The sequence below is a fragment of the Mesorhizobium sp. U510 genome (assembly GCF_059180695.1).
In genome coordinates, this window is record NZ_CP180532.1 from 3,285,138 (window position 1) to 3,308,051 (window position 22,914).

General features: G+C 62.6%; 21 protein-coding genes. 7 read left to right on the forward strand and 14 right to left on the reverse strand.

Features of this window, described 5'->3' with window-relative positions; translation table 11 throughout:
* Positions 1 to 6 precede the first annotated feature (6 nt).
* Positions 7 to 3,183 carry an efflux RND transporter permease subunit gene (locus ACLGL5_RS17305; protein ID WP_064983574.1) on the reverse strand — a complete coding sequence of 1,059 codons (3,177 nt, stop codon included), beginning with the start codon at positions 3,181 to 3,183 and terminating at the stop codon, positions 7 to 9.
* 489 nt (positions 3,184 to 3,672) lie between these two features.
* Here ACLGL5_RS17305 and ACLGL5_RS17310 point away from each other — a divergent pair, with 489 nt between their 5' ends.
* Complete coding sequence (locus ACLGL5_RS17310; RefSeq protein WP_069093353.1) at positions 3,673 to 4,263, forward strand: TetR/AcrR family transcriptional regulator; 591 nt, start codon at positions 3,673 to 3,675, stop codon at positions 4,261 to 4,263.
* Positions 4,264 to 4,591: 328 nt separating this feature from the next.
* On the opposite strand, the gene ACLGL5_RS17315 is transcribed toward ACLGL5_RS17310, so the two are convergent.
* From ACLGL5_RS17315 to ACLGL5_RS17375, 13 genes are all read right to left on the reverse strand, one after another.
* Entirely contained in the window at positions 4,592 to 5,614 is a 1,023-nt protein-coding gene (locus ACLGL5_RS17315) for a LacI family DNA-binding transcriptional regulator (protein WP_038645303.1), read from the reverse strand.
* A gap of 133 nt (positions 5,615 to 5,747) precedes the next feature.
* A complete protein-coding gene (locus ACLGL5_RS17320; RefSeq protein WP_019856891.1) occupies positions 5,748 to 6,539 on the reverse strand; it encodes an ATP-binding cassette domain-containing protein in 792 nt (263 codons plus the stop codon).
* A 3-nt stretch (positions 6,540 to 6,542) separates the two neighbouring features.
* Positions 6,543 to 7,529, reverse strand: a complete 987-nt coding sequence (locus tag ACLGL5_RS17325; RefSeq protein ID WP_020628799.1) for an ABC transporter permease — start codon at positions 7,527 to 7,529, stop codon at positions 6,543 to 6,545.
* Positions 7,530 to 7,649: 120 nt separating this feature from the next.
* Positions 7,650 to 8,585, reverse strand: a complete 936-nt coding sequence (locus tag ACLGL5_RS17330; protein WP_019856893.1) for a substrate-binding domain-containing protein — start codon at positions 8,583 to 8,585, stop codon at positions 7,650 to 7,652.
* A gap of 228 nt (positions 8,586 to 8,813) precedes the next feature.
* Positions 8,814 to 8,954 carry a hypothetical protein gene (locus ACLGL5_RS17335; protein WP_019856894.1) on the reverse strand — a complete coding sequence of 47 codons (141 nt, stop codon included), beginning with the start codon at positions 8,952 to 8,954 and terminating at the stop codon, positions 8,814 to 8,816.
* An 18-nt stretch (positions 8,955 to 8,972) separates the two neighbouring features.
* Positions 8,973 to 10,130: a fumarylacetoacetate hydrolase family protein gene (locus ACLGL5_RS17340; protein ID WP_019856895.1), complete on the reverse strand. Its 1,158-nt coding sequence runs from the start codon at positions 10,128 to 10,130 to the stop codon at positions 8,973 to 8,975.
* 160 nt (positions 10,131 to 10,290) lie between these two features.
* Positions 10,291 to 11,160 (reverse strand): aldose 1-epimerase, encoded by an 870-nt coding sequence (locus ACLGL5_RS17345; RefSeq protein ID WP_069091639.1) that lies wholly within the window; start codon positions 11,158 to 11,160, stop codon positions 10,291 to 10,293.
* Positions 11,161 to 11,176: 16 nt separating this feature from the next.
* Positions 11,177 to 11,932, reverse strand: coding sequence for an SDR family oxidoreductase (locus tag ACLGL5_RS17350; protein WP_069091640.1), 756 nt, complete (start codon positions 11,930 to 11,932; stop codon positions 11,177 to 11,179).
* 15 nt (positions 11,933 to 11,947) lie between these two features.
* Positions 11,948 to 12,679 (reverse strand): ATP-binding cassette domain-containing protein, encoded by a 732-nt coding sequence (locus ACLGL5_RS17355; protein ID WP_010914799.1) that lies wholly within the window; start codon positions 12,677 to 12,679, stop codon positions 11,948 to 11,950.
* Positions 12,680 to 12,682: 3 nt separating this feature from the next.
* Positions 12,683 to 13,660 (reverse strand): ABC transporter permease, encoded by a 978-nt coding sequence (locus tag ACLGL5_RS17360; RefSeq protein WP_019856899.1) that lies wholly within the window; start codon positions 13,658 to 13,660, stop codon positions 12,683 to 12,685.
* Between the two features lie 78 nt (positions 13,661 to 13,738).
* Positions 13,739 to 14,716 (reverse strand): sugar ABC transporter substrate-binding protein, encoded by a 978-nt coding sequence (locus ACLGL5_RS17365; RefSeq protein ID WP_069091641.1) that lies wholly within the window; start codon positions 14,714 to 14,716, stop codon positions 13,739 to 13,741.
* 25 nt (positions 14,717 to 14,741) lie between these two features.
* Entirely contained in the window at positions 14,742 to 15,944 is a 1,203-nt protein-coding gene (locus ACLGL5_RS17370) for a mandelate racemase/muconate lactonizing enzyme family protein (RefSeq protein ID WP_064983189.1), read from the reverse strand.
* On the reverse strand, positions 15,941 to 16,663 hold the full coding sequence (locus ACLGL5_RS17375; protein ID WP_069091642.1) for a FadR/GntR family transcriptional regulator: 723 nt from the start codon (positions 16,661 to 16,663) through the stop codon (positions 15,941 to 15,943). Before ACLGL5_RS17375 ends, ACLGL5_RS17370 begins: the two co-directional genes overlap by 4 nt.
* A 106-nt stretch (positions 16,664 to 16,769) precedes the next feature.
* On the opposite strand from ACLGL5_RS17375, the gene ACLGL5_RS17380 reads away from it, so the two are divergent.
* The 6 genes from ACLGL5_RS17380 to ACLGL5_RS17405 all read left to right on the forward strand — a co-directional run bounded on the left by ACLGL5_RS17380 (position 16,770) and on the right by ACLGL5_RS17405 (position 22,634).
* The gene (locus tag ACLGL5_RS17380; RefSeq protein WP_069091643.1) at positions 16,770 to 17,675 is read left to right on the forward strand and encodes an SMP-30/gluconolactonase/LRE family protein; all 906 of its coding nucleotides are present in this window, start codon (positions 16,770 to 16,772) and stop codon (positions 17,673 to 17,675) included.
* Positions 17,676 to 17,871: 196 nt separating this feature from the next.
* The gene (locus tag ACLGL5_RS17385) at positions 17,872 to 18,756 is read left to right on the forward strand and encodes an ABC transporter permease (protein ID WP_069093354.1); all 885 of its coding nucleotides are present in this window, start codon (positions 17,872 to 17,874) and stop codon (positions 18,754 to 18,756) included.
* Positions 18,753 to 19,574 (forward strand): ABC transporter permease, encoded by an 822-nt coding sequence (locus ACLGL5_RS17390; protein ID WP_019856905.1) that lies wholly within the window; start codon positions 18,753 to 18,755, stop codon positions 19,572 to 19,574. Before ACLGL5_RS17385 ends, ACLGL5_RS17390 begins: the two co-directional genes overlap by 4 nt.
* 25 nt (positions 19,575 to 19,599) lie before the next feature.
* Positions 19,600 to 20,670 carry an ABC transporter substrate-binding protein gene (locus ACLGL5_RS17395; RefSeq protein ID WP_069091644.1) on the forward strand — a complete coding sequence of 357 codons (1,071 nt, stop codon included), beginning with the start codon at positions 19,600 to 19,602 and terminating at the stop codon, positions 20,668 to 20,670.
* Positions 20,671 to 20,950: 280 nt separating this feature from the next.
* Positions 20,951 to 21,559 (forward strand): cupin domain-containing protein, encoded by a 609-nt coding sequence (locus tag ACLGL5_RS17400; protein ID WP_069091645.1) that lies wholly within the window; start codon positions 20,951 to 20,953, stop codon positions 21,557 to 21,559.
* Positions 21,549 to 22,634 carry an ABC transporter ATP-binding protein gene (locus tag ACLGL5_RS17405; protein ID WP_069091646.1) on the forward strand — a complete coding sequence of 362 codons (1,086 nt, stop codon included), beginning with the start codon at positions 21,549 to 21,551 and terminating at the stop codon, positions 22,632 to 22,634. The genes ACLGL5_RS17400 and ACLGL5_RS17405 overlap by 11 nt, the downstream gene beginning before the upstream one ends.
* Positions 22,635 to 22,914 lie beyond the last annotated feature (280 nt).

The window sequence follows — 22,914 nt, forward strand, 5'->3', positions numbered from 1 at the left end:
CCAATCTTATTCGGCCGCTTCCGCCAGGGGAGGGAAGGCGGGTTCGGCAGTTGGTTCAGTATGCTTGGAGGCGGGTTCGCCGCTTTCGCGGCGCTCCCGCAACTGTTCGATGACCGCGTAGAAGACCGGCACGAACACCAGCGACAGGATGGTCGCGGCGACCATGCCGCCAAACACCGTGGTGCCGATCGACTGGCGGCTTGCGGCACCGGCGCCGGTGGCGAACATCAGTGGCAGCACGCCAAGGATGAAGGCGAAGGCCGTCATCAGGATCGGCCGCAGCCTCAGCCGCGCGGCTTCCATCGCCGCCTCGACGATGCTGAGGCCCTCCTCGCGCCGCCGCCTGGCGAACTCGACAATCAGAATCGCGTTCTTGGCCGCCAGGCCGATCAGCATGACGAAGCCGATCTGCGAGTAGACGTCGATCTGCATGCCGCGCACCGACAGGGCCGCGAAGGCGCCGAACAAGGCCAATGGCACCGCCAGCAGCACCATGAACGGCATCGCCCAGCTCTCATACTGCGCCGCCAGGATCAGGAAGACGAAGACGATGGCGAGGCCGAAGACGACGGACGCGATCGATCCCGCCTTGAGTTCCTGGAAGGTGATGCCGGTCCATTCGAAACCGAAATCCCTGGGGAGCGCGGTGGCAGCCGCCCGTTCCATGGCAGCGACAGCCTGGCCCGAGGAGAAGCCCGGCGCGGCACCGCCATTGATCGAGGCCGAGGCGTTGTTGTTGTAGTGCGGCACGGTTTCCGGCCCGACGAACGGCACCAGCTTGCCCAGCGTCGAGAGCGGCACCATGCCGCCCGAGGCATTGCGCACATAGAGCCTCGATATGTCGGCGGCGCCCGCACGTGCATCCTTGTCGGCCTGGATGGTCACCCGGAAGGTGCGGCCGAACAGGTTGAAGTCGTTCACGTAGAGCGAGCCGAGATAGATCTGCAGCGTGTTGAAGACATCGGGCAGGTTGAGGCCGAGAAGCTTGGCCTTGCTGCGGTCGAGGTCGTAGTTGAATTGCGGCGTCGAGGTCGAGAACGGCGAGAACAGCTGCTGCGGATTGATTTCCGGCTGCTTGCGCGCCTCGGCGATCACGGCTTGCGTCGCGTCGTTAAGGGCGGTGCTGCCGCGACCGGTGAGGTCCTCGACGACGAATTCGAAGCCGCCGGTCGTGCCGATGCCCGGGATCGAAGGCGGATCGAAGGAAAGCGCGAAAGCTTCCGGAATCTGCATCAGCTTGCCGCGCACGTCGGCGACGAGCTTCGACGCGCTCTGGTCGGGGCCACGCTCTTCCCAGGGCTTGAGGATGGCGAACTCGACCGCCGAGTTCGACTGCGCCGCACTGGTCAGGAAGTTCAGGCCGCTGATCGAGCCGACAATGTCGACACCGGGCGTCGCCTGCAGGATGTCGCGCGCCTTCTGGGCCACCGCGTCGGTGCGCTCGAGCGAGGCACCGTCGGGCAACTGGATGACGACGAAGAAATAGCCCTGGTCCTCGACCGGAAGGAAGGTCGAGGGCAGCTTCTGCCAGACGAAATAGGTGGCGACCAGCCCGGCCGCAAACAGGCCAAGCATGATCCAGCGCAGGCGGATGAGGAAGCGCACGCCATGGGCGTAGGCATGCGACAGCTTGTCGAAGCCGGTGTTGAACCAGCGGAACAGGAAGAACTGTGGCCCATGCCTATGGCGCAGGAAAGCGGCACTGAGCGCGGGGCTCAGCGTCAGCGAATTGAAAGCCGAGATGCCAACCGAAATCGCCACCGTCAGCGCGAATTGGTTGTAGAGCCGACCCGAGACGCCCGGAATGAAGGCGACCGGCACGAACACGGCCATCAGCACGGCGGTGGTGGCGATGATCGGACCGGTGACTTCGGCCATGGCGGCCTTCGTCGCCGCCAATGGTTTCAGCCCGGCCTCGAGTTGTCGTTCAACATTCTCGACCACGACGATGGCGTCGTCGACGACAAGGCCGATCGCCAGCACCATGCCGAGCAGGGAGAGCATGTTGAGCGAGAAGCCCAGCATCTCCATGACGACCAGTGTCGCCACCAGCGACACCGGAATGGCGATGGTCGGGATGATGGTCGTGCGCCAGCTCTGCAGGAAGATGAACACCACCGCGACGACCAGCACCAGCGCTTCGCCGAGCGTGATCAGCACGTCATGCATCGACGCCGAGACGAAGCGCGTCGTGTCGTAGTGCATGGCGTAGGACACGCCCTTCGGGAAACGCGCCGACAGTTCCTGCATCTTGTCCTTGACGCGCTGCTGAAGGTCGAGCGCGTTGGAACCGGGCATCTGGTAGACCGCGAGCACCACGGTCGGGTCCTTGCCGAAGAAGGCCGAGGACGAATATTGCAGCGCGCCGAGTTCGATGCGCGCGACGTCGCGCAGCCGCACCAGCGAGCCGGTGTCGGTGTTGGCGCGCACCACGATGTCGCCGAATTCCTTCGGGTCGCTCAGGCGGCCGACAGCGTTGACCTGCATCTCGAAGGCGGTGCCGGCGGGCGCCGGCGACTGGCCGATCTTGCCGGCCGCCACCTGGACGTTCTGCTCGGAGATGGCATTCTGCACGTCGACGGCGGTGATGCCGAGATTGGCAAGCTTGTCCGGATCGAGCCAGACGCGCATCGAATAGCGCCGCTCGCCGAAAATCTGCACATCGCCGACGCCTTGCAGCCGCTTCAGTGGATCGACAACCTGCAGGTAGGCGAGGTTCGACAGCGCCACCGGATCGACCGACTTGTCGGGCGAGGTGAGGTTGACGATGAGCACGAAGTTCGGGTTCTGCTTCTTGATCGTCACGCCGCCCTGGTTGACGATCGCCGGCAGCGACGAGGCCGCCTGCGAGACGCGGTTCTGGACGTCGACGGCGGCGGTGCTCAGGGAGTAGCCGACATCGAAGGTGATGGTGATGGTCGAGGAGCCGTCATTGGAGCTCGTCGACGACATGTAGGTCATGCCCTGCACGCCGTTGATCTGCTGCTCCAGCGGCGTCGTCACCGTGTCGGCCACGACTTGCGCGCTGGCGCCCGGATAGTGGGCGCTGACCACGACCTGGGGCGGCGTGATGTCTGGAAACTGCGAGACCGGCAGCAGGAAATAACAAATCGTCCCGGCGAGCACCATGATGATGGCGATCGCCGAGGCGAAGATCGGACGGTGAATGAAGAAGTTTACCACGACACACATGCCTCGCCGGCTGCTCTTGCCCGCCCGAAGGCGCTGGCAACTCTGGATAACTGGCCGTGCCCGTCACGGGAGACTTCCCGTGAACGCAGCAACGGCACCTCGCGACGCTGCCCATCGGCAAGCGAGCGAAGCATCTTCTCGAGGGCGCGGGGGTCGACCCCATCTGCCTTCATGACCAGCCGGATCATCGGATCCCGGACGGCCTCATCTATGGTAAGATCGCGGCGCTGTGGCATTGGCCGGCTCCTTGTCTGTCGATTCGCAGCCCATGCTCGCGAACCGTTTTTCATTTCCTCACCGGCCGGAGCCGCATGATTGGCAGTTTCTCGTCCGTCTCATCTGGCAGGACCAGTTCACGGCCTTGTTATTGACGGCGGGCGACATAGGTGTTACCAGTAAGTAACATTCTGGAAGTTACAGACCGGTAACACCCTAGTCAAGAGGTGGCCGAGGGTTTTTTGGAAACGAAAGGAGATCATGATGACAGACGGCGTCGTGGAGCGCTCTCGTCCCCGGGATCGGATTCTGGAGACGGCACGCGACATGTTCCACAAGCACGGCATCAAGGGCGTCGGCGTCGACGCCATCACCGAAGCTGCCGGCACGAACAAGATGACGCTCTATCGTCACTTCGAATCCAAGGACGAACTGATCGTCGAGTGCCTGCGCGCCAACGCGGCCAAGGCCGGCGCCATGTGGGACGCTTTCGAGGCCGAGTTTCCCGGCGACAAGCTCGCGCAGCTGCATGCCTGGGTTGGCAAGGCGGCTGCCATGCTCAATACCGACGGCCGCGGCTGCGACATGGCCAATGCCGCCGCTGAGCTGACCGAGCCTGACCATCCGGCGAGGCTGGTGATCAAGGAACTCAAGGAAGCCCAGCGCGAACGCCTTGTGACGCTATGCCGGGGTGCGGGCATCGGTCAGGCCGAACTGCTTGCCGATACGCTGTCGCTGCTGTTCGAAGGCGCCCGTGTCAGCGTGCAGACCGTGGGCGCCGAAGGTCCGAGCACGCAGTTCGTGCGGATGGCCGAAGGGTTGATCGTTTCCTTCCGGGGCGCCGCCGCCGGTTGAAATCCGCCGCGACTGTTGGCGATTTGCCGGCGTATGATCGAGGCGATGCTTGGCGCCCTTTGGCGCGGGCAAAGGAATTTCCGATGCTGAATGAAAAAAGCCCGCTGCCGGGAGGAGGTGGCAGCGGGCTCGATTTCGAATGTGGCGCGGGAGGAGGTGCACCCCATTCAGCGTCGGCATCGCATCTGGGAGGAGTAGATGGCCGACAACCAAAACTTACGAGTTGCCCAATGATTCGGCAACAATGAATTGTGCATAGCAGCTGTGCAGATTTGCCGTATCAATTATCAGACAAATCCAAGAAGCCGGCTTTTCCGAGGCGCCGGCCTTATTGCACCGGCACGTTTTCCCTGAAAATCAGGCGCGGCTCGATGAATTTCCGGGTGAGATAGGGCGCCGATGAGGCGATGGAGCCGAGCAGGCGGATAACCGACTGTTCGGCGATCAGCCTGGCGTTCTGGTCGATGACGACGTCGACGAGGTCGTCGACGAGATAGCCGCGGGTTTCCCGCGTCAGGTCGTGGCAGATGAACACCGGCTTGCGGTTGGGCCTGGCTTCCCGGATGGCTTTGGCAACGCCGGAGCGTCCGGCCCCGACGCAATAGATGCCGAGCAGTTCCGGTTCGTTGTGCAGCGCCTTCATGGTTTCGGCGTAGCTGGCATCCGGTTCGTCGTTGATCTCGACGGCACTGGTCACGGTGAGGTTGGGAAACTCTTCGCCGAGCACTGAGCGAAAGCCCATTTCACGCTCCTCATGGCCGCGATAGGAGCGCGAACCGACGACCATCGCCAGATGGCCCTCGCGGCCGCCGAGGAAGCGGCCCATCAGAAGTGCCGCCGTTCGGCCCGCCACCCGGTTGTCGATGCCGATATAGGCCGAGCGGGGAGCGGCAGGAATATCGGACACCAGCGTCACCAGGCGGATGCCGGCCTCGACAATGTCGCGCAGGATGTTGCGGGTTCGCGGATGGTCGATGGCGATGACACCGACGCCATTGGCCCTCAGCGACAGATTTTCTACGGCGCTCTGCAGTGCGTTCGGCGAGATGCCGGCGAGGTTGTGGATCCGGCACGAAGCGACCAGCGGCAGGCGCGATGCATAGTCCTCGATGTGCCTTGCCAGATCCTGCATGAAGGCGTTGCCGCCGATCGGCAGGAAGAATTCAAGGTTTGCGGGCTTGGAGGGAAGCGTAACCTGGTCGGCGACCGGCAGATAGCCGAGCTGCTTGGCGGCTTCCATGACGCGCTGCCGGTTGGCGGCGCTGGCGCCCGGCCTGTTGTTGAGCACCCTGTCGACCGTCGCGGTCGAGAGTCCGCAATTCCTGGCGATGTCGGAGACGGTGGCCTTCATGCCGCAACCCTATGCGCCGATGCGATCGTGCGCCAGACAAGCAATTTCGCAGCCGATGCGATCCGAGGGACGGGTGATCGACAACCATCACCGCGATGCGCGTTTGGCTGTTTCGACAAGGCGGCTTCCGCCCTCAGTGCGGCGGCATGCCGTCGGCGATGGCTTCGCGAATTTCCTTGTCCGACATGCCGGTGATGATCCGTTCGACTTCCGTCACGGTTGTCTTCTTCGGGTCGATGTCATCGGCGACCACCTTGCCCCGGCGCATGACGACGATGCGGTCGACCACCTGGAAGACATGATGGATGTTGTGCGCGATGAAGATGCAGGAATGGCCGGAATCGCGAGCGTTGCGCACGAAGCTCAGCACGCCTTGTGTCTCGGCGACGCCGAGATTGTTGGTCGGCTCGTCGAGAATGATGAGGTCGCTGTCGAAATGCATGGCGCGCGCGATCGCCACCGCCTGGCGTTCGCCGCCGGAGAGCGAGCCGATCGGCGTCGTCGGCGGAATGTTCTTCGAAATGCCGACCTGTTTGAGCAGGTCGCGGGCGACGGTGTTCATCGCCTCCTGGTCCATGCGGTTGAGGAAGCGCGGCGGCTTGATCGGCTCGCGCCCGAGAAACAAATTGCGGGCGATCGACAGTTGCGTGACCAGCGCGGAATCCTGGTAGATCGTTTCGATGCCCTGCGCGATGGCGTCGCTGGTGCTGCGCAAGGTGACCTTCTTGCCGCGGATGAAGATGTCGCCGCTGGTCAGCGGCACCGCGCCCGACAAGACCTTGATCAGCGTCGACTTGCCGGCGCCATTGTCGCCGAGCAGGCCGACGATCTCGCGCTCGTTGACATGGAAATTGGCGTCCTCGAGCGCCTGCACGCGGCCGTAGGACTTGCGGATGTTCTGCATGCGGATCAATGGCTCGGCCATGGTTCAAGTCCCTGCCTGGTGCCGGCGTTCCAGCCATGAGTGGAGCGCCATCATGCCAAGGATGATCGCGCCGATGAAGATATTGTAGGCAAGACCGGGCACGCCGATCAGCACGATGCCGTTGCGCATCACGCGCAGGATCAGGATGCCGAGCACGGTGCCGATGATGGTCCCGCGTCCGCCGGTCAGCGCCGTGCCGCCGATCACCACCATGGCGATGACTTCGAGTTCGTAGCCGGTGCCGCTATTGGGATTGGCGGCGGAAGTTCGCAGCGAGGAGATGACGCCGGCCAGCGAGGCCATGAGCGACGACAGCACGAACAGGCCGATCTTGACGCGGTTGACATTGACGCCGCGGGCGCGCGCGGCGTTGGGATTGCCGCCCGCCGCCTGGATCCAGTTTCCGGTCCGGCTTTGCGTCAGCACATAGCCGAGCGCGATCGCCGCGGCGATGAACCAGAACAGCGACATGTAGATGCGGAACGGCCCGATGAAGAAGTCGCCGACCAGCGCCTCTGCCAGCCAGCTGCCCTCGGCGCTCCAGGTGCGCTGCGGAAAACCGTCGGTGATGAAAAGCGCACTGCCGCGCACCACGAGCAGCATGCCGAGCGTGACCAGGAAGGACGGGATCTTGAGTTGCGTGACGAACCAGCCATTGACCAGGCCGATCAGGGCGGCAACCACCAGCGCGGCAACGAAGCCCATTTCCAGCGAGGTGACGCCGCTGTTGAACAGCGTCCACATCAGCACGGGCGAGAAGCCGAACAGGGATCCGACGGACAGGTCGAATTCGCCTGACGTCATCAGCAAGGTCATCGCCAGCGCGATCAGGCCGAGCTCGACGGTGAAGGCCAGGGTGTTGGAGATGTTCTGCGGCGACAGGAAGTCGTGATTGAAGCCCCAGAAAACGCCGATCTCGACGATGAGCAGCACGAAGGGACCGAATTCAGGCCGCGCAATCAGGCGTTGGACAAGCGAATGATTTTCCACTGGGAACCCGCGACATGGTTTGGAACGGGCCGCGATCTCCACCGCCTCGGATGGATTGTCGCGACGCAAGAAGATATCTGGCGCCGCGAGCCAGACGGACACGGCGCCAGGGATCGCGGTTTATTTGCCGGACAGTATCTTGTCGTAGATGCCGGCGGTGTCCTTCTCATAGAGCGCGCCGGTGATGACGTTGAAGCCCGGAGGAATGCCTGACGCCGCCATGTTGGCGAGCGACAGCGCGACATAGCTGGTCGCCTGCGGGTCCTGCCACTGGCCGGCATTGACGTAGCCGTTCAGCACTTCCTGCGTGGTGTCGAGCGAGTTGCCCCAGCCGACAACGGGGATTTCGCCCGGCTTGACGCCGACCTGGTCGAACACCCGCTTGATCGAGCCGGTGACGAGGTCGCCGAGACCGATGATGGCGTTGACCTTGCCCTTGTGGGCGGTGAGGTAGTCGACCATGCGGTTGATCACTTCGGCCTGGTCGAGCGTTGCTTCGGTCACTTCGTAGGTGATGCCGAGCGGTCCAAACACGCTCTTGATGCCTTCCTCTTCCTGGACGCCATAGGTGGCGCCGGGGATCTCGACGGGCATCCAGACGAAGTCGCCCTTCTTCACCAGGCCCTTGTCGACCAGATATTGCGCCCAATGCTTGCCGAAGGTGACGTTGTCGCCGCCGACATAGGCATTGAAATTGGCTTTTGGATCAGGCGTGTTGAAGTTGATGATAGGGATGTTGGCCGCGCGGGCTTCCTTGACGATCTCGACGAGGCTGCCCGGATCGGGGCTGGTGGTGACGATGCCGTCGGCCTTGGCCGAGAGGGCGGCGCGAACCGCTTCCTGCTGGGAGGCGACGTCGCCATTGTGAAACGAGGTGTTGACGGTGTTGCCGGTGTCCTTGGCCCATTGCTTGGCCCCGGCCAGGAAGTAGGTCCAGACCGGGTCGGCCGGGCCGCCGTGCGAAATCCAGTAGAAGGTCTTGGCCTGCGCCGCTGCCGGAATGACCGTCAGCGCGACCAGCAGGCCGTAGAGCACAAGTCTCAGTCTTGTCAGCATTTGATTTCCTCCCGGTTGAAGATGATCCGTCTCTTGTTCCGGCGTCGGCCGGATTGCGTCTTTTGCCAGCGCCGCTCGGATGCCTCAGAGCATTCCCTTTTTCGACGGATGGCAAGCCTCCATCTGCAGATGTAGTTGGCGCCTGACGCGGCGCCATCAACGGTCCCATCAGATTGCATCAGTCGGGGTGATTTTTCCGGGCGGCCGGATGATGATTGGCGGCGAGGCTCAGCCGAGCGGATTGTCCCCGCTGTGTCCGGCGTGCCAGTGGCGCCAAGGCCGGATCAGCCGGTCGATCGCCAAGCCAAGCACGACCAGAGCACCGGTGGTGAAGGCGGCCCAGATGGCATCCACGCCAAGCAAGGTCATGGCGTTGTGGGCAGGTTCTTAGATCAGATCGGCCTTTGCCAGGTCGCGCATGAGATGGCTGGCGCCGTAGGTCCAGTGCGGGCAATCGGGCGACAGCCGCACCCGGTTGACCAGCGCGCCGAACTTTTCCGACGAGATGGTGACGATGTCGCCGACCTTGTGGGTAAACCCCTTGCCCTTTTCGCCGCGGTCTTTCGACGGCACGAACATGGTGCCGAGATAGAGCGCCAGCCCGTCCGGATACTGGTGGTGCGGCCCCATAGCGGCGGCTACCAGTTCTTCGGGCGAACGGCTGATCTCGGCCATCGAGCTTGCGCCCTCCAGCGAGAAGCCATCCTCGCCCTCGACCTTGAGGCGCACCACGGCGCGCTTCACGTCGTCGATCGAGAAGGTGTCGTCGAACAGTCGGATGAAGGGTCCAAGCGACGCCGAAGCGTTGTTGTCCTTGGCCTTGCCGAGCAGCAGCGCGGAGCGCCCTTCGACGTCGCGCAGATTGACGTCGTTGCCGATGGTGGCGCCGACGATCCTGCCGCTCGAGGCGGCGATCATGGCGATCTCCGGCTCCGGATTGTTCCAGGTCGACACCGGGTGCAGGCCGACATCGGCGCCGAAGCCGACCGAGGCCATCGGCTGGCACTTGGTGAAGATCTCGGCGTCGGGACCGATACCGACTTCCAGATATTGCGACCAGGCGCCGCGCGCGATCAGCTTGGCCTTGATCTCCATGGCTTCCGGCGAACCCGGCTTGAGCTTCGACAAATCATGGCCGATCAGCCCGGCAATGTCAGCGCGGATGGCGTCGGCCTTTTCCGCCGAGCCGCGCGCCTGTTCCTCGATCACCCGCTCGAGCAGGCTGACGACGAAGGTGACGCCCGACGCCTTGACCGCCTGCAGGTCGACCGGGGAGAGGAGATAGGGTTTTGCCGGATCGCGATTGGCCGCAAAACTGTTGGCCGCGATGTCGTCGAGCGAGCCGATCGGCTTGCCCTTGGCCGAGCGCACATGACCTGCCGGATCGGCCATTTCGCAGATGTCCCGCACGGTCGGCGCTGCGATCGAGGTGATATCGAAGACGGTGGCGTCACGCACCGTGACCACGAGTGGGTGAGGCACATCAGCCGATCGAGCGCGGCCGAGAAAGACGCCATCGTCAGGCAGAAACGTCATGTTTGTCATTGCACTCTCGTCGTTACGCAGGATGGTTCGATGTTATGAGGTGCGCATGGCCTCTTCAAGCCGACACGCCCTGAAGCAGCATGTACCAAGCGACAGGCGATCAACGAAAATGGCCTTTGTCACGATGTCACTGCACTGCGTCGCGACTTCCGATGTGGCGCTACAGCTCATCCCAACGTAACCGCAAATGCGCGCTTGTCGATCCGCCTTTTTCCAGCGTGGTCAGGCCGCTGCCGTGATGAGCATCCACCACATGTGAAACGGGTTCGAAGCAGAAGAAATCAGCGTCTCGTGCCGGCGAATAGAGGACGAAGACATTCAGCGAGGGCGACGCCTCGATCGTGACGGCGATAGCGTCATCCGGCTGGATGATCGAGGCGTGCCCGTTCCAGCCTTCGAAGGCATTGTTGACCCAGGCGTCGGGAAGCGGCGCGGCTTGCGAAAAATCCCAGTCCGGCCGGGAGGCCAGCGGCACCACCCCCGTCGGCAGGTGTCGGTCGTCCTCCAACCAGACACTGCGCGCCGATGCTTGGAGCAGAGTGCGCGGGCGGCGCGGAAACCAGGGGTGGAAGCCTAGCCCGTAGGGCAGGCGTATGGCGGCTCGGTTCTCGACAGCCAGCACGGCGGACAACGCGCCATCCTCCAATGCATAGCGGACGCTCGCATGGTAGCGGTAGGGTCCGATCGCCCCATCCTCCAGAGCCAGCTCCATTTCAGTGCCGGTTCGCCTCGTCAACCGCCACGGCCTTTGAAATGCGTCGCCGTGGAGTGGGAACGGCTCGCCGTTGACATTGGGCTCTATCGCATGGAAGCGCCCGTCAAACTCGAAGCCGCCGCCGGAAATGCGGTTTGACCAAGGGATCAGCAGTTGGGACCCGAACTTCAGCAGACCCCTCGATGGCTCAAGCACAGGCGTCGGTGCTCGGCCGGTGCGGAGCGCGTCGTAGCGCAGGATGGCAGCGCCCTCGCGGGGGCGCACCACGACGCTCGCACGCCCATCGGCAAGTTCGATCTCATCGCCATTGCTCATTGAAAAGCAGCCATGGCTACCATCCGCCATCGATGTTGATGTTCTGACCGCTGATCATGTCCGATGCCGGGGAGACGAGGAACAGCACGAGATCGGCGATATGCTGCGGCTCGATGCGTCGCTTCAGGCATTGGTTGGCAAGGATCCAGTCATTGTATTCCTCGAGCCGTTCTCCGAAGACGCGCTCCTCTGCCTCGGAAACGACGGCGCCTGGCGACACCGCGTTCACGGTGATGCCGTGTGGTCCCAATTCCCGCGCCAGCGACTTGGTGAGTCCCAGCATGGCTCCCTTCGAAGCCACGTAGGGAACGTAGCCGTCCCAGCGACCGTTCAGCGTCACCGAGCAGAAGTTGACGATCCTGCCCTGGCCTTTCTTCTTCATGCCAGGCGCGCAGGCGCGCGCCAGCGCGAAGGCGGCTGACGAATTCACACGGATCTGGTCCTCGTACTCGCCAAGTGAGAATTCCTCGAACGGACGGTTGATGATGAGCGCCGCGTTGTTGATCAGAATGTCGATCGTGCCTTCTTCGTCGGCGAGCGCCTTGACCGCTGTCTCGGCTTCGGCCAACTGGTTCAAGTCGCAACCGACATAGACGATCGTACCCTTGTTCGCCGCCGACAATTCCGCTGCGATTCCGGGCCCTTCTGCATTCTCCGGCCGGTCAAGCAGAAGCACGCGCGCGCCAGCGCGGGCAAGCGCGGCAGCCTGGGCGCGGCCGAGCGAACCCAGACCGCCGGTCAGGAGCACAACTTTACCGGAAAGGTTCGTCATCACCGTTCCCGCCCCTCAAAGCACGTTGTGAACTTCATCGATGGAGGTTTCCTCGATGCGTTTGTCGAGAACGACCTCGCCGCGCGCCATCGCCACCACGCGATCACAGCAATCAAAAACGTGATGCATGTTGTGGCTGATGAAAACGCCGGTCACCCCTTGTGCCTTCAATCCACGTACAAAGCCGATGACCTTGCTGGTCTCCTTGACCGAAAGGTGATTGGTCGGCTCGTCGAGGATCATCACCTTCGACTTGAAATGCATGGCCCTCGCGATGGCGACGCCCTGCCGCTGGCCGCCTGACAGTTCACCGACCAGTGCGTCGGGCGAGCGCAGATGCAGGTCGACATTGGCGATCGCCTTGATGCTTTCGCTGCCCATCTTCTTTTGATCCAGTATGCCGACGCCGAATACGGAAAACAGCGTCGGTTCGCGGCCGATAAACAGGTTCCTGGCGATCGACATGGTGGGAACCATCGAATTGTACTGGTAGATGGTCTCGATGCCGAGGTTCATCGCGTCGCGCGGCCTGGCGATCCGCACCGGTCTGCCTTCGACCAGGATCTCGCCCTCGTCGGCGGTATGGACGCCCGACAGAATGTTGATGAGCGTCGATTTGCCGGCACCGTTGTCGCCGACCAACCCAAGTGCCTCGCCTCGCTTCAGGTCGAGGCTCACGCCCTTCAACGCATGGACGCCGGAATACCATTTGTGAAGATTGCGGACGGAGATGATTGCGTCTTCCATGGCTCAGCCCTCCATCTTGATCGCCTTGGCGCGCTTGCGCATCCAGGCATTGGCGACGACGGCGAAAATGGTCAGGAAGCCGATCGCGAATTTGAACCAGTTCGCGTCCACATTGGAGAGCACCAGCCCGTTGTCGATGATGCGGATGAGGATCGTGCCGATGATGCCGCCAGCGACCGTACCGATGCCGCCTGCGAGCGAAGCGCCGCCGATGACCGCCGAGGCCACCGCCTGGAGTTCCAGGCCTTCGCCAATGGAAGGCAAAGGAGAGCCCAGCCTCAGCACTTGCAACATGCCGGCGAAACCCGACAGCATCGAGCAAAGCACGAAGCATGCGAGTTTTACTCTCGCTGTCGGGATGCCCATCGAGGCGGCAGCCGGGTGGAAGCCGCCGGTGGCCTTTATCCAATTGCCGAAATTGGTTCTGGAAAGCATCAGTGACGTTAAAAGGGCAATTCCCGCAAACCACAGGAACGACATGCGGAACATGTTGCCGGGGCCGACGAACGACGTGAACAGCCAGTTCGGAAGATCGGCGGGAAGCAAGGGTGGAAACCCGCCCGAGACGACGATCGTCAGCGACCGGGCGATGAAAAGCATGCCGAGCGTGGTGATGAAGCTCGGGATCTCGAACCAGATCGTCACATAGCCGTTGATAAATCCGATCACCGCGCAAACGATAAGCCCGGCCAGCAAGGCAAGTGGGAAAGGCACCCCTTCGACCATGAGGACCGCCATGCACATCGGCATCAGGGCGAACACCGATCCGACCGACAGGTCGAATTCGCCGCTGATCATCAAGATCGTGACGCCGATGGCGACGAGGCCCGTTTCCGGCAGAATGCCGAGTATGCCGCGAAGGTTATCCTGGTTGAGGAACACGCCATTCGAGCGGATCTCGAAAATCACCACCAGAAGCACCAGCAGGATCAGTCCCGCCAGTTCCGGCTTTTCCAGATAGGTCTTGAAGAGGCGTTTCAAGGCAGGCTCCAGGAATTCGAGGCAAGGGACCACCCGGCGGTGCGAGCACTGCCGGGCGAACACATGGCGCGCGTGGGCTTAACGCAGACCTTGCGAGGAAAGCGTCATGATCGCGTCGGCCTGATCCGGGCGCACGATGCCTTGACCCGTATCGATGTCGGAGGGGGCCAGACCTACCTTCTTGTTCAAGTAGGCTTCCATGACGGGCATGAAGCCCTGCATGTAGGGCTGTTGGTCCACCAAAGCCTGTACGTAGCCCTTCTGCATCTGCTGCAGAACTTCCGGCACCAGATCGAAACCGCCAAGGAGTACCTTGCCCGGCGCGACGCCGCGGTCCTGCAGCGACCGCGCAACGCCCGCGCACCAGAAGCCGGTGTCGAAATAGGCTGTGGTGTCGGGATGCGCATTGAGATAGGCGCCGACACGATCGGATGTAATCGCGAGGTCCGTTCCGCTGTCGATCCGCTCCCATGAGACCTGGCGGTCGGGATGGGCCGCCTTGTACTCTTCCAGGAACTGCATCACGCCTGCGCCACGGCTTTCGGACCAGTTCTGGCCGGGTGCGGAAATGCCGACCAGAACCTTGATTGGCCCCTCTTTCGGGAAGCTTTCGGAAATCGCCTTGCCGAGCGAATAGCCCGCCGGCTTGAAACCTTGCCCTATGAAGGCCTGCCGCGCATTGCCCTTGGCGCCTTCGGTGTCATCGACATTGACGGCAATCACCAACACACCGGCATCTCGCGCCTCCTTGATGACGTCGTCGAACGCCTTGTTGTCGACAATCGAGGTCAGCAGGGCATCCGGCTTGGCGGCAAGTGCGGCGCGCATGTTGGCGAGTTGTTGCTCGACCGAGCCTTCGGTCTGGGTGAAAATCATGTTGCACTTGGCCTCGACCTTGCCGCAGGCATCGTCAAAGCCCTTTTTCACCGCCTGCCAGAAGGTGTTCGAGGCCGACGAATGGTGTGTAAAGACGATGTTGAGCCCGTCGGCACTGGCGACGGAAGGCCCGGCAAGCAGCGTCGTGGCGAGCAAAAGCGTTGCAGTCAGTCGTTTCATTTCTATTCCTCCCGTTGAGTGTTCTTCAGATGTCCGTCTTGTCGGAGACGCGGCGATGGACGGTGTAGGCCCGACCGAGGTCGGGATTGAGTTCCAGCCCGAGGCCTGGGCCAGGCGGCACGGTGATCATGCCGTCCTTGACTTCCGGTAGCGCGGTCACGAGGTCGCGGTACCAGGTCCTGTAAAATGCCCGCACACTCTCCTGTACGAGCGCGTTGGGCGCGTTGAGGGATAAATGCGTGGATGCCGCCAGGACCACTGGTCCGGTGCAGTCATGCGGCGCGACCGGCAAATGCCAGGCCTCCGCCATCGCGGCGATCTTGCGTGCTTCGGAAAGCCCGCCGCACCAGGAAATGTCCAGCATGACGATGCCTGCGGCGCCGGTCTCCAGAAGGTCGCGGAATGCCCAGCGACTGCCCAGGGTTTCCGACGCCGAGATCGGTGCCGGGCTCGCGGCCTCGTAGCGCTTGAGATCGGCGAGGCTATCCATGCGGATGGGATCCTCATGCCAGTACGTGCCATAAGGCCCGAGCGCCTTGGCGATCTTGATCGCCGGCAAGAGCTGCCACATGGAGTGGAACTCGACCATGATGTCGATCTTGTCACCAACCGCTTTGCGGATCTTTTCGAAGGGCTGCAGCGCGGCTTTGAGGTCGCCGGCGGTGATGTCTTGCCCCCGGCTTTTCTCGGCGGCATGGTCGAAAGGCCAGATCTTCATGGCCGTGATGCCGTCCTCAAGCAGCTCCGCCGCCAATTCGTCGGCGCGGTGGAGAAACCCGTTCAGGTCGTCGTATCCTTGCCTTGTGCCCAGACCATAATTCGCGGTGGTCTGTCCCTTGCCGTCCTTGATGTATTCGGTGCCGGCGCAGGTGTTGTAGGTACGGATGGACCGGCGCGAAAAGCCTCCCAGGAGTTGCGCGATCGGCTGGTTCATGGCCTTGCCGAAAATATCCCAGAGCGCGATGTCGAAGGCGGAATTGCCGCGGACTTCGACCCCGCTTGAGCGGAAACCGAGATAGCCAACCAGGTCCGCGGAAAGCAGATCGATCTGCAGTGGATCGCGGCCGATTACGCGTGGCGCGACATATTCATGGACATATTCCTCGACCGTGCGGGCCAAGAAAAAGGTTTCGCCAAGGCCGGTAATGCCTTGGTCGGTATGCACCTCGATCCAGAGCAGATTGGGCCGCTCTTCGATGCGAATGGTCTCAAGCGAGCGGATTTTCATGCGATCCCCGCATCGATCAATGCCTTGACGCTTTTGTCGAAATGCGCGGCCATATGTTCGGCGGCAAGTTGCGGGTTCCCCGCGATGATCGCCCGAGCAATATCCGCGTGCCCCTCGATCATCTTGATCTGTTCTTCCTCGGTTACACGCGTACGCCAGCCGATCACCCAAGTGCGTCGCGTGACGCCGCTGAAGGCGTTGATGATCAACGAAAACACCGGGTTGTGAGAGGCCCGCGCGATCGCCTCATGGAATGCGATGTCGTGTTCCATGACGATCTCGGGCGCACGGTAATTCTCGCGCATCAGCCGCGCGCATTTCTGTATTTCAGCCGCCTCCGCGTCGGTCCGCCGGAGTGCGGCGAGCGCCACCGTGCGCATTTCGATGGTGCGGCGCACATCATAAACCTGCTGGACGCTGATCTGTTCGGTCGTGACGCCGTGCTCGATCACCATCGACATGGCGCCAATGTCGAGCTTGGCAACGCTGGCGCGCCGGCCGGCGCTCATGTCGATGAGGCGCATCGCCGACAGCGACCGAAACGCCTCCCGCACCACCGTCCGCGAGACACTGAGCTTGCGGGTCATGTCGGCTTCACTGGGCAAGAGGTCGCCAGGGCCAAGGCCTTCAACGCGGATGTGCTGGGTGATGGCCTGAATTGCGGTACTCACCAGCCCGGGATTTGTCTCGTCAGGCCCTATGCCGCGATCGCTTACCATTTGCCCAAAACCTGTATGACATGTTTTCTTGAAATGGGTATATCTTTGTGAAATCTTGTCTGTCAATAGCGGTTGACTACGCGACAGTTAGGAAGGGAAAAGGGTAGTGGATAGCGGAGAGAAACAGCCAGGCTTCGTGTTCGATGCCCAGGATATCGTCGGTGAGAGCCTGCTCTGGGACGAGAACAGGAAGACGCTGATCTGGGTGGATATCATCGGGCGACGCATCCACCAGCTCGATCCGGTTACTCGCGATCATCGGAGTTGGCCGACGCCGGACCTCGCAACCTCGATTGGCCTGCGTAGGGACGGTGGCGCGATCGTCGGGCTGCGAAAGGATGTGGCTCTGTGGGATTTTGGAAAAGCCTTCAGGACGATCGCGACGATCGAACCGGACAGTCCTGACACACGGTTGAATGAGGGCATTGTCGCCCCGGATGGCTCATTCTGGGTCGGCACCATGGAAAACAACATCGATGCCGACGATCGTCCACGCGATGTTTGGCGAGATGCGGGGCGGATCTATCGCGTCGACACGGCCGGCATCGTCGAGGCGCTCAGCGCCGATCGCTTCGGCATCACCAACACGATGGTCTGGACAGCGAATGATACCTTCATCACGGCGGACACGACCAAGAACCAGATCTTTCGCTATCACTGGGACAGGGTGCAGTCGCGAATAACCGACAGGCGCCCTTTCTTCTCGGACTTTCCACGCGGCCTGCCGGATGGGTCGTGCATGGATGCGGCGGGCTATGTCTGGAACTGTCGCGTTGCGGGGGGCGGCTGCCTGGTTCGCATTTCACCTGACGGGGTTCTGGACAAGGTGGTGGACCTGCCCTGCAGCTGGCCCACGAGCTGTACCTTCGGCGGCGAGGATTTTGATATCCTCTTCGTCACTTCGGCGCGGTTTACCATGAGCGAGAGGCATTTGCAGGCCAACCCGCAGGAGGGCGGGTTGTTCGCGGTGCGCGCAGGCGTTCGAGGCACACCGACCAAACGGTTCGGATGAGATAACCTGACTGACGCGGCCGAGAACGGCAGGCTTACCAGGTCGGCTACGGCTTTTCGACCAATCCGGGCAAAGCGCAGCGTTCCGGCAGTCGCTGGAACGTTGATGGCGACCAATTCAGGAAAGCCGGATTCCGCTTGACAGTTTCACGAATATGAAAAACTGTTAGCCAATTTCAAATTTGGTGAGCTGGTCGATGTCGGCCTTAGTTGCAGCACAAGCGCCAGAGGCCCGGTCTTCATCGGGCTTCCGGCTCGCCATGCTGTTGCCAGGGGCGCTGGTCACTTTCCTGCTGATCCTGTTCGCGCTTGGCCTGGTGCTGTTCCTTGCCTTTCGCGGCAATGACGGCTCGCTCCTCGGCGTTGGGCTGACCGTCGATAATTTCGTCACCGTGGCCACCGATCCGCTCTACTGGACGGTGACGCTGCGCTCGTTGGTTATCGCCGGCCTGGTGACGCTGGCAACCGTCGCCACCGCCTATCCCGTCGCCTACTATCTTGCCTTCCATGCCGGGCGCCGGCGCGGCCTGCTGTTGTTCCTGGTGACGCTGCCGTTCTGGACCAGCTATCTCCTGCGCGTCTTCGCCTGGAAGATCGTACTCGCGTACAATGGCGTCCTGAACTCGGCGCTGATCGAAAGCGGCATCTGGTCGGAGCCGACACTGGCATTTCTCAACACGCCAGCCGCTGTGGTCGTCACGCTGGCTCACGCCTATGCGCCCTTCGCCATCCTGCCGATCTACGTGGCGCTGGACACCATCCCGAAATCGCTGCTCGAGGCTGCCTCCGACCTCGGCGCGCGGCCGTTCACCGCTTTCCGCCGCGTCGTGCTGCCGAATTCGATGCCGGGCGTGCTGGCGGCCGCGCTCGTCGTCTTCGTGCCGACAGTCGGCGACTATGTCACGCCGGCCATGGTCGGTGGCCCGGCCAGCACCATGATCGGCACGCTGATCCAGTCGCAGTTCGGCAAGGCCAATGACTGGCCGTTCGGCGCAGCCCTTTCGGTCTGCGTCATGCTGGTCATCCTCGTCGTGGTGCTGGTCGCGCGCAACGCCGACCGCAGATTTGGCAGCCGCACATGAGAGTGGACCGGGCCGGGACGAAACGGGATGGCCGCTGGCTCGGCCTCTACGTGCTTGCCTATCTGGTGTTCCTATATCTGCCGGTCCTGCTGATCCCGCTGTTTTCCTTCAACGATTCCATCCAGGCGGCGTTTCCGCTCCAGGGGTTCACGCTGCAATGGTACGAGACGCTCTACGGCAATCCGGCGCTGTCGGGCGCGCTCGTGAACAGCCTCGTCATCGCCACTGTCGCCGCTTCCGGTGCAACACTGTGCGGCATCACCGTTTCCTATATGGACCTTTACGGCCGCTCGCCGCTTGCCGCCACCATAAGCGCCATAGCCCGCCTGCCGATCCTGATCCCCGGCGTCATCGTTGGCATATCGTTGCTGATCCTGATCAACCTCATCGGCCTTGGGCCGTCGCGCATCGCCATCGTGCTCGGCCACATACTGGTGGCTTTGCCCACGACCGTCGTCGTCATGCGCAGCCGTTTCGCCGCCATCCCCAGGACGGTTCGCGAGGCGGCGCTCGACCTCGGCGCCTCCGACTGGACGACGTTCCGGCGGGTCATGCTGCCGCTCAGCCTGCCCGCCGTGCTGTCGGCCTTCATGCTGGCCTTCCTGATCTCCTTCGACGAATTCATCGTCGTCTTCTTCCTTGCCGGCACCGAGCCGACCCTGCCGCTCTATATCTGGAGCCAGCTGCGCTTCCCCCGCTCGTTGCCGACCGTCATGGCGCTGGGGACGGTGATCCTGGCCACATCCTTCATTATCGCCGGCACCGCCGAGATCTTGCGCCATCGCGGGCTCGGTGCCACGCGCCGCAATCCAGCCTGACCATAACAATGAGAGGAGAACGAAAATGACATTCCACCTGACATCGATAACCGGACACAAGGCGCGCGCCGGCCTCGCCGCGCTGGCGCTCGCACTGTCTTCGACCGTGGCGCTGGCCGCCGAAAAGCTGCAATATTTCACCTGGTCGGGTTACGAATTGCCCGATTTCAACAAGAGCTTCCTCGCCGCGCATCCCGATGGCGTCGAGGCCTCGATCTTTGGCGATGACGACGATGCCTTCACCAAGGTCAAGGCCGGCTTCCGGCCCGACATCGCGCACCCCTGCTACGACAAGGTGGCGCGCTGGAACAAGGAAGGCCTGCTGCAGCCGATCGACACCAAGCGCATCAAGAACTGGGATTCGATCTTCCCGGTGTTCAAGAACCTGCCCGACCTGCAGGCCGGCGATGGCAAGGTGTGGATGGTGCCGTGGGACTGGGGCAACACTTCCATCCTCTACCGCACCGATTTGGTGAAGAACCCCGAGGCAAGCTGGAACCTGCTCTGGGACAAACAATATGCCGGCCGCATGGCGACCATCGACGCCGTGCACGACACGCCGATCGTCGCCGCGCTTCTGGCCGGCGTCAATCCGTTCGACATGACGCCCGAGCAGATGGACAAGGTCGCGGCAAAGCTGCGCGAACAGCGGCCGATGCTGTCGAGTTACACCACCGACATGACGTCGGTCGAGCAGGCGCTTGCCAGCGGCCAACTGGTCGCCGCAATGACCTGGAACGCCTCGGCCACCTCGCTCAAGAAGCAGGGCGTGCCGGTCGAATTCATGAAGCCGAAGGAAGGCATGCTGACCTGGGCCTGCGGCTTCGTGATGCTGAAGGACGCCAAGAATGTCGATCTCGCCTATGATTTCATCAACAGCCGGCTGGATGCCGATTCGGGCAAATATCTCATTCAGTCCTATGGCTATGGCAGTTCGCTGAGCACCGCCTTCGCCGGCGTCACGAAGGAGGAACTGGAGAAACTGCAGCTGCCGTCCGATCCCGAGGTGATGCTGAAGAGCACCATCTTCACCGGGCCGATGAAGCAGAACGACGATGTGGCCAAGATGTTCGAGAAGGTGAAGGCTGGCGGGTGATCGGCGGTTAATTTCGGAAGCTGGCGCTGCCCCTCATCGCCCTGCCGGGCACTTCTCACCGTATAGTGACGGGGAGAAGGAGCTGGCCGCAATGCTGGCGATCCCTTGCGACGCTGGTGATTGGCGAAACCGGCGATAAGAGCGTCCCTCTCCCTGTCACTATACGGGGAGAGGATGCCGGCAGGCGGTGAGGGCGGCGCCAACGCCCGGTAAAGTACGAATTCAATCCCGAGGCCGGCCGTCGTCTGGTGCTGGCCTTAGACGCAACAAGGATCGACGCATGGACATAGTCGACGAGGCCGCCGAGAAACCCAAGGACGATGCCGATGTTCGCGTCGGGCGCCGTGTGCGGGCGCTGCGGCTGGAGCGGCGCCTGTCGCTGGCCGAACTGGCGGCAAAAGCCGGCGTGTCGATCGGCGCGCTGAGCCAGATCGAGCGCGGCATGTCCTCGCTGCGCGTCAAGGTGATCTGGCCGCTCGCCGCCGCCCTCGACATCGAGCCTTCGGCGCTGATCGCCGATGGCGACGAGGCCGTCAACGATCTCTATTGCGTGCGCGCCGACAAGCGGCGCTCCATTCCCGTCAAGTCGGAAGGCATCGCCAAGGCGCTGCTATCGCCGCCGGGTGCGACGCTCACCGGCATGCTGGTGACGGTGGAGGCCGGAGGCGGCACGGCGGAAGCCTATGCCCATGCCGGCCATGAATTCGGCTATGTGCTTTCGGGCGAGGTCGAACTGGTGGTGGACTCGACAAAATACGGGCTGAAGACCAGCGACAGCTTTGCCTTCAAGAGCACGCTGTTGCATGCCTTCCGCAATCCCGGCGCCGAGCAATGCCAGATCCTGTGGGTCAACACCACGAAGCCTTCCGAGGTTCGCGATGGCGCCTGATCCACTCGTCCGGCTGCAGGCGGTCTCCAAGGTTTTCCCGGGCGGCATCGTCGGGCTCGATGCCGTCGATCTCGACATTATCAGCGGCGAGTTCATCACGCTGCTCGGGCCGTCCGGCTGCGGCAAGACCACCAGCCTGCGCGTCATCGCCGGCTTCGAAAGCCCGTCGAGCGGAAAGGTCTTACTCGACGGCCGCGACATCACGGCGCTTCGGCCCTTCGACCGGCCTGTCAACACCGTGTTCCAGGACTACGCGCTGTTTCCGCATATGGATGTCGCCGAGAATGTCGGCTTTGGCCTGTCATTGCGCAAGTTGTCGGGAATCGAGCAGGCAAAGCGGGTCGGCGAAGCGCTGGACATGGTCGGTCTCGCCGACAAGCTTCGCGCCCGTGTCTCCGAATTGTCGGGCGGCCAGCGCCAGCGCGTGGCACTTGCTCGCGCCATCGTCTGCGAGCCGCGCGTGCTCTTGCTCGACGAGCCGCTGTCGGCGCTCGATGCGCATCTGCGCGAACAGATGCAGGTCGAGTTGAAGCGGCTGCAATCGCGGCTCGGCACGACCTTTGTCATGGTCACACATGACCAGACCGAGGCGCTGTCGATCTCCGATCGCATCGTCGTCATGAACAAGGGCCGCATCGAGCAGATCGCGCCGCCGGCGACGCTCTATGACCGGCCTGCGACGAAGTTCGTAGCGAGCTTCATCGGCACCATGAACCTGCTGCAGTCGCGCTTTGTCGGCCGCGATGGCGAGCGCCTCCGTTTCACCGCCGGCACCTTGCCGCTGGAGGCAATTTCTGAAACCGGCCAGTCACCCGGCGAAGGCGAAATGCGCACCATCGGCGTGCGTCCGGAGGATTTGCTCGCGGCCACCGAGGCCATGCCCGGCACCGCGCCGGCCCGCGTCAACAGCATCGTTTTCCACGGCCGTACCTTGCGGCTGCATGCTGAACTGGGGCAGGGGTTGCCGGTGGTGATCGATGCGCCGCGCCAGGCAGAGGGTTTTCAATTCAGCGTCGGCGACGTGGCGCATGTCAGCCTGCGCCGTGGCGCCAACTGCCCCATGCTGCCGAGCTAGCCTCATCCACCTGTGCAAGGTCGCCCGCACGGCTGTGGGCGCGGCTGGTCTGATCGACATGTGAACAAAAGACCATGGAATTAAGTAGGAATTGACTAAGCTAGGAAGACATTCCTAAATTAGTTGATGCCGGAATTGAGCACCCGACCGCGCCGAAATGTGCAAACCCTATGCCTCGCGCACGAAGTGGGGCAACTCATTCGTGTCCGATGCCGGCACTGCAACATCACCCGGCACTATCTGCCCGGCGACCTTGCAAAGCTTGTTGGTGACATTCCCT

What these genes read in the sequence shown, in the direction of transcription:
- ACLGL5_RS17365 (WP_069091641.1), bottom strand. Translation starts at nt 14,716, where the DNA reads ATGAAACGACTGACTGCAACGCTTTTGCTCGCCACGACGCTGCTTGCC.
- ACLGL5_RS17345 (WP_069091639.1), bottom strand. Translation starts at nt 11,160, where the DNA reads ATGAGCAATGGCGATGAGATCGAACTTGCCGATGGGCGTGCGAGCGTC.
- ACLGL5_RS17320 (WP_019856891.1), bottom strand. Translation starts at nt 6,539, where the DNA reads ATGGCCGAGCCATTGATCCGCATGCAGAACATCCGCAAGTCCTACGGC.
- ACLGL5_RS17350 (WP_069091640.1), bottom strand. Translation starts at nt 11,932, where the DNA reads ATGACGAACCTTTCCGGTAAAGTTGTGCTCCTGACCGGCGGTCTGGGT.
- ACLGL5_RS17340 (WP_019856895.1), bottom strand. Translation starts at nt 10,130, where the DNA reads ATGACAAACATGACGTTTCTGCCTGACGATGGCGTCTTTCTCGGCCGC.
- ACLGL5_RS17405 (WP_069091646.1), top strand. Translation starts at nt 21,549, where the DNA reads ATGGCGCCTGATCCACTCGTCCGGCTGCAGGCGGTCTCCAAGGTTTTC.
- ACLGL5_RS17315 (WP_038645303.1), bottom strand. Translation starts at nt 5,614, where the DNA reads ATGAAGGCCACCGTCTCCGACATCGCCAGGAATTGCGGACTCTCGACC.
- ACLGL5_RS17355 (WP_010914799.1), bottom strand. Translation starts at nt 12,679, where the DNA reads ATGGAAGACGCAATCATCTCCGTCCGCAATCTTCACAAATGGTATTCC.
- ACLGL5_RS17375 (WP_069091642.1), bottom strand. Translation starts at nt 16,663, where the DNA reads ATGGTAAGCGATCGCGGCATAGGGCCTGACGAGACAAATCCCGGGCTG.
- ACLGL5_RS17385 (WP_069093354.1), top strand. Translation starts at nt 17,872, where the DNA reads ATGTCGGCCTTAGTTGCAGCACAAGCGCCAGAGGCCCGGTCTTCATCG.
- ACLGL5_RS17395 (WP_069091644.1), top strand. Translation starts at nt 19,600, where the DNA reads ATGACATTCCACCTGACATCGATAACCGGACACAAGGCGCGCGCCGGC.
- ACLGL5_RS17310 (WP_069093353.1), top strand. Translation starts at nt 3,673, where the DNA reads ATGACAGACGGCGTCGTGGAGCGCTCTCGTCCCCGGGATCGGATTCTG.
- ACLGL5_RS17390 (WP_019856905.1), top strand. Translation starts at nt 18,753, where the DNA reads ATGAGAGTGGACCGGGCCGGGACGAAACGGGATGGCCGCTGGCTCGGC.
- ACLGL5_RS17335 (WP_019856894.1), bottom strand. Translation starts at nt 8,954, where the DNA reads ATGACCTTGCTTGGCGTGGATGCCATCTGGGCCGCCTTCACCACCGGT.
- ACLGL5_RS17370 (WP_064983189.1), bottom strand. Translation starts at nt 15,944, where the DNA reads ATGAAAATCCGCTCGCTTGAGACCATTCGCATCGAAGAGCGGCCCAAT.
- ACLGL5_RS17400 (WP_069091645.1), top strand. Translation starts at nt 20,951, where the DNA reads ATGGACATAGTCGACGAGGCCGCCGAGAAACCCAAGGACGATGCCGAT.
- ACLGL5_RS17330 (WP_019856893.1), bottom strand. Translation starts at nt 8,585, where the DNA reads ATGCTGACAAGACTGAGACTTGTGCTCTACGGCCTGCTGGTCGCGCTG.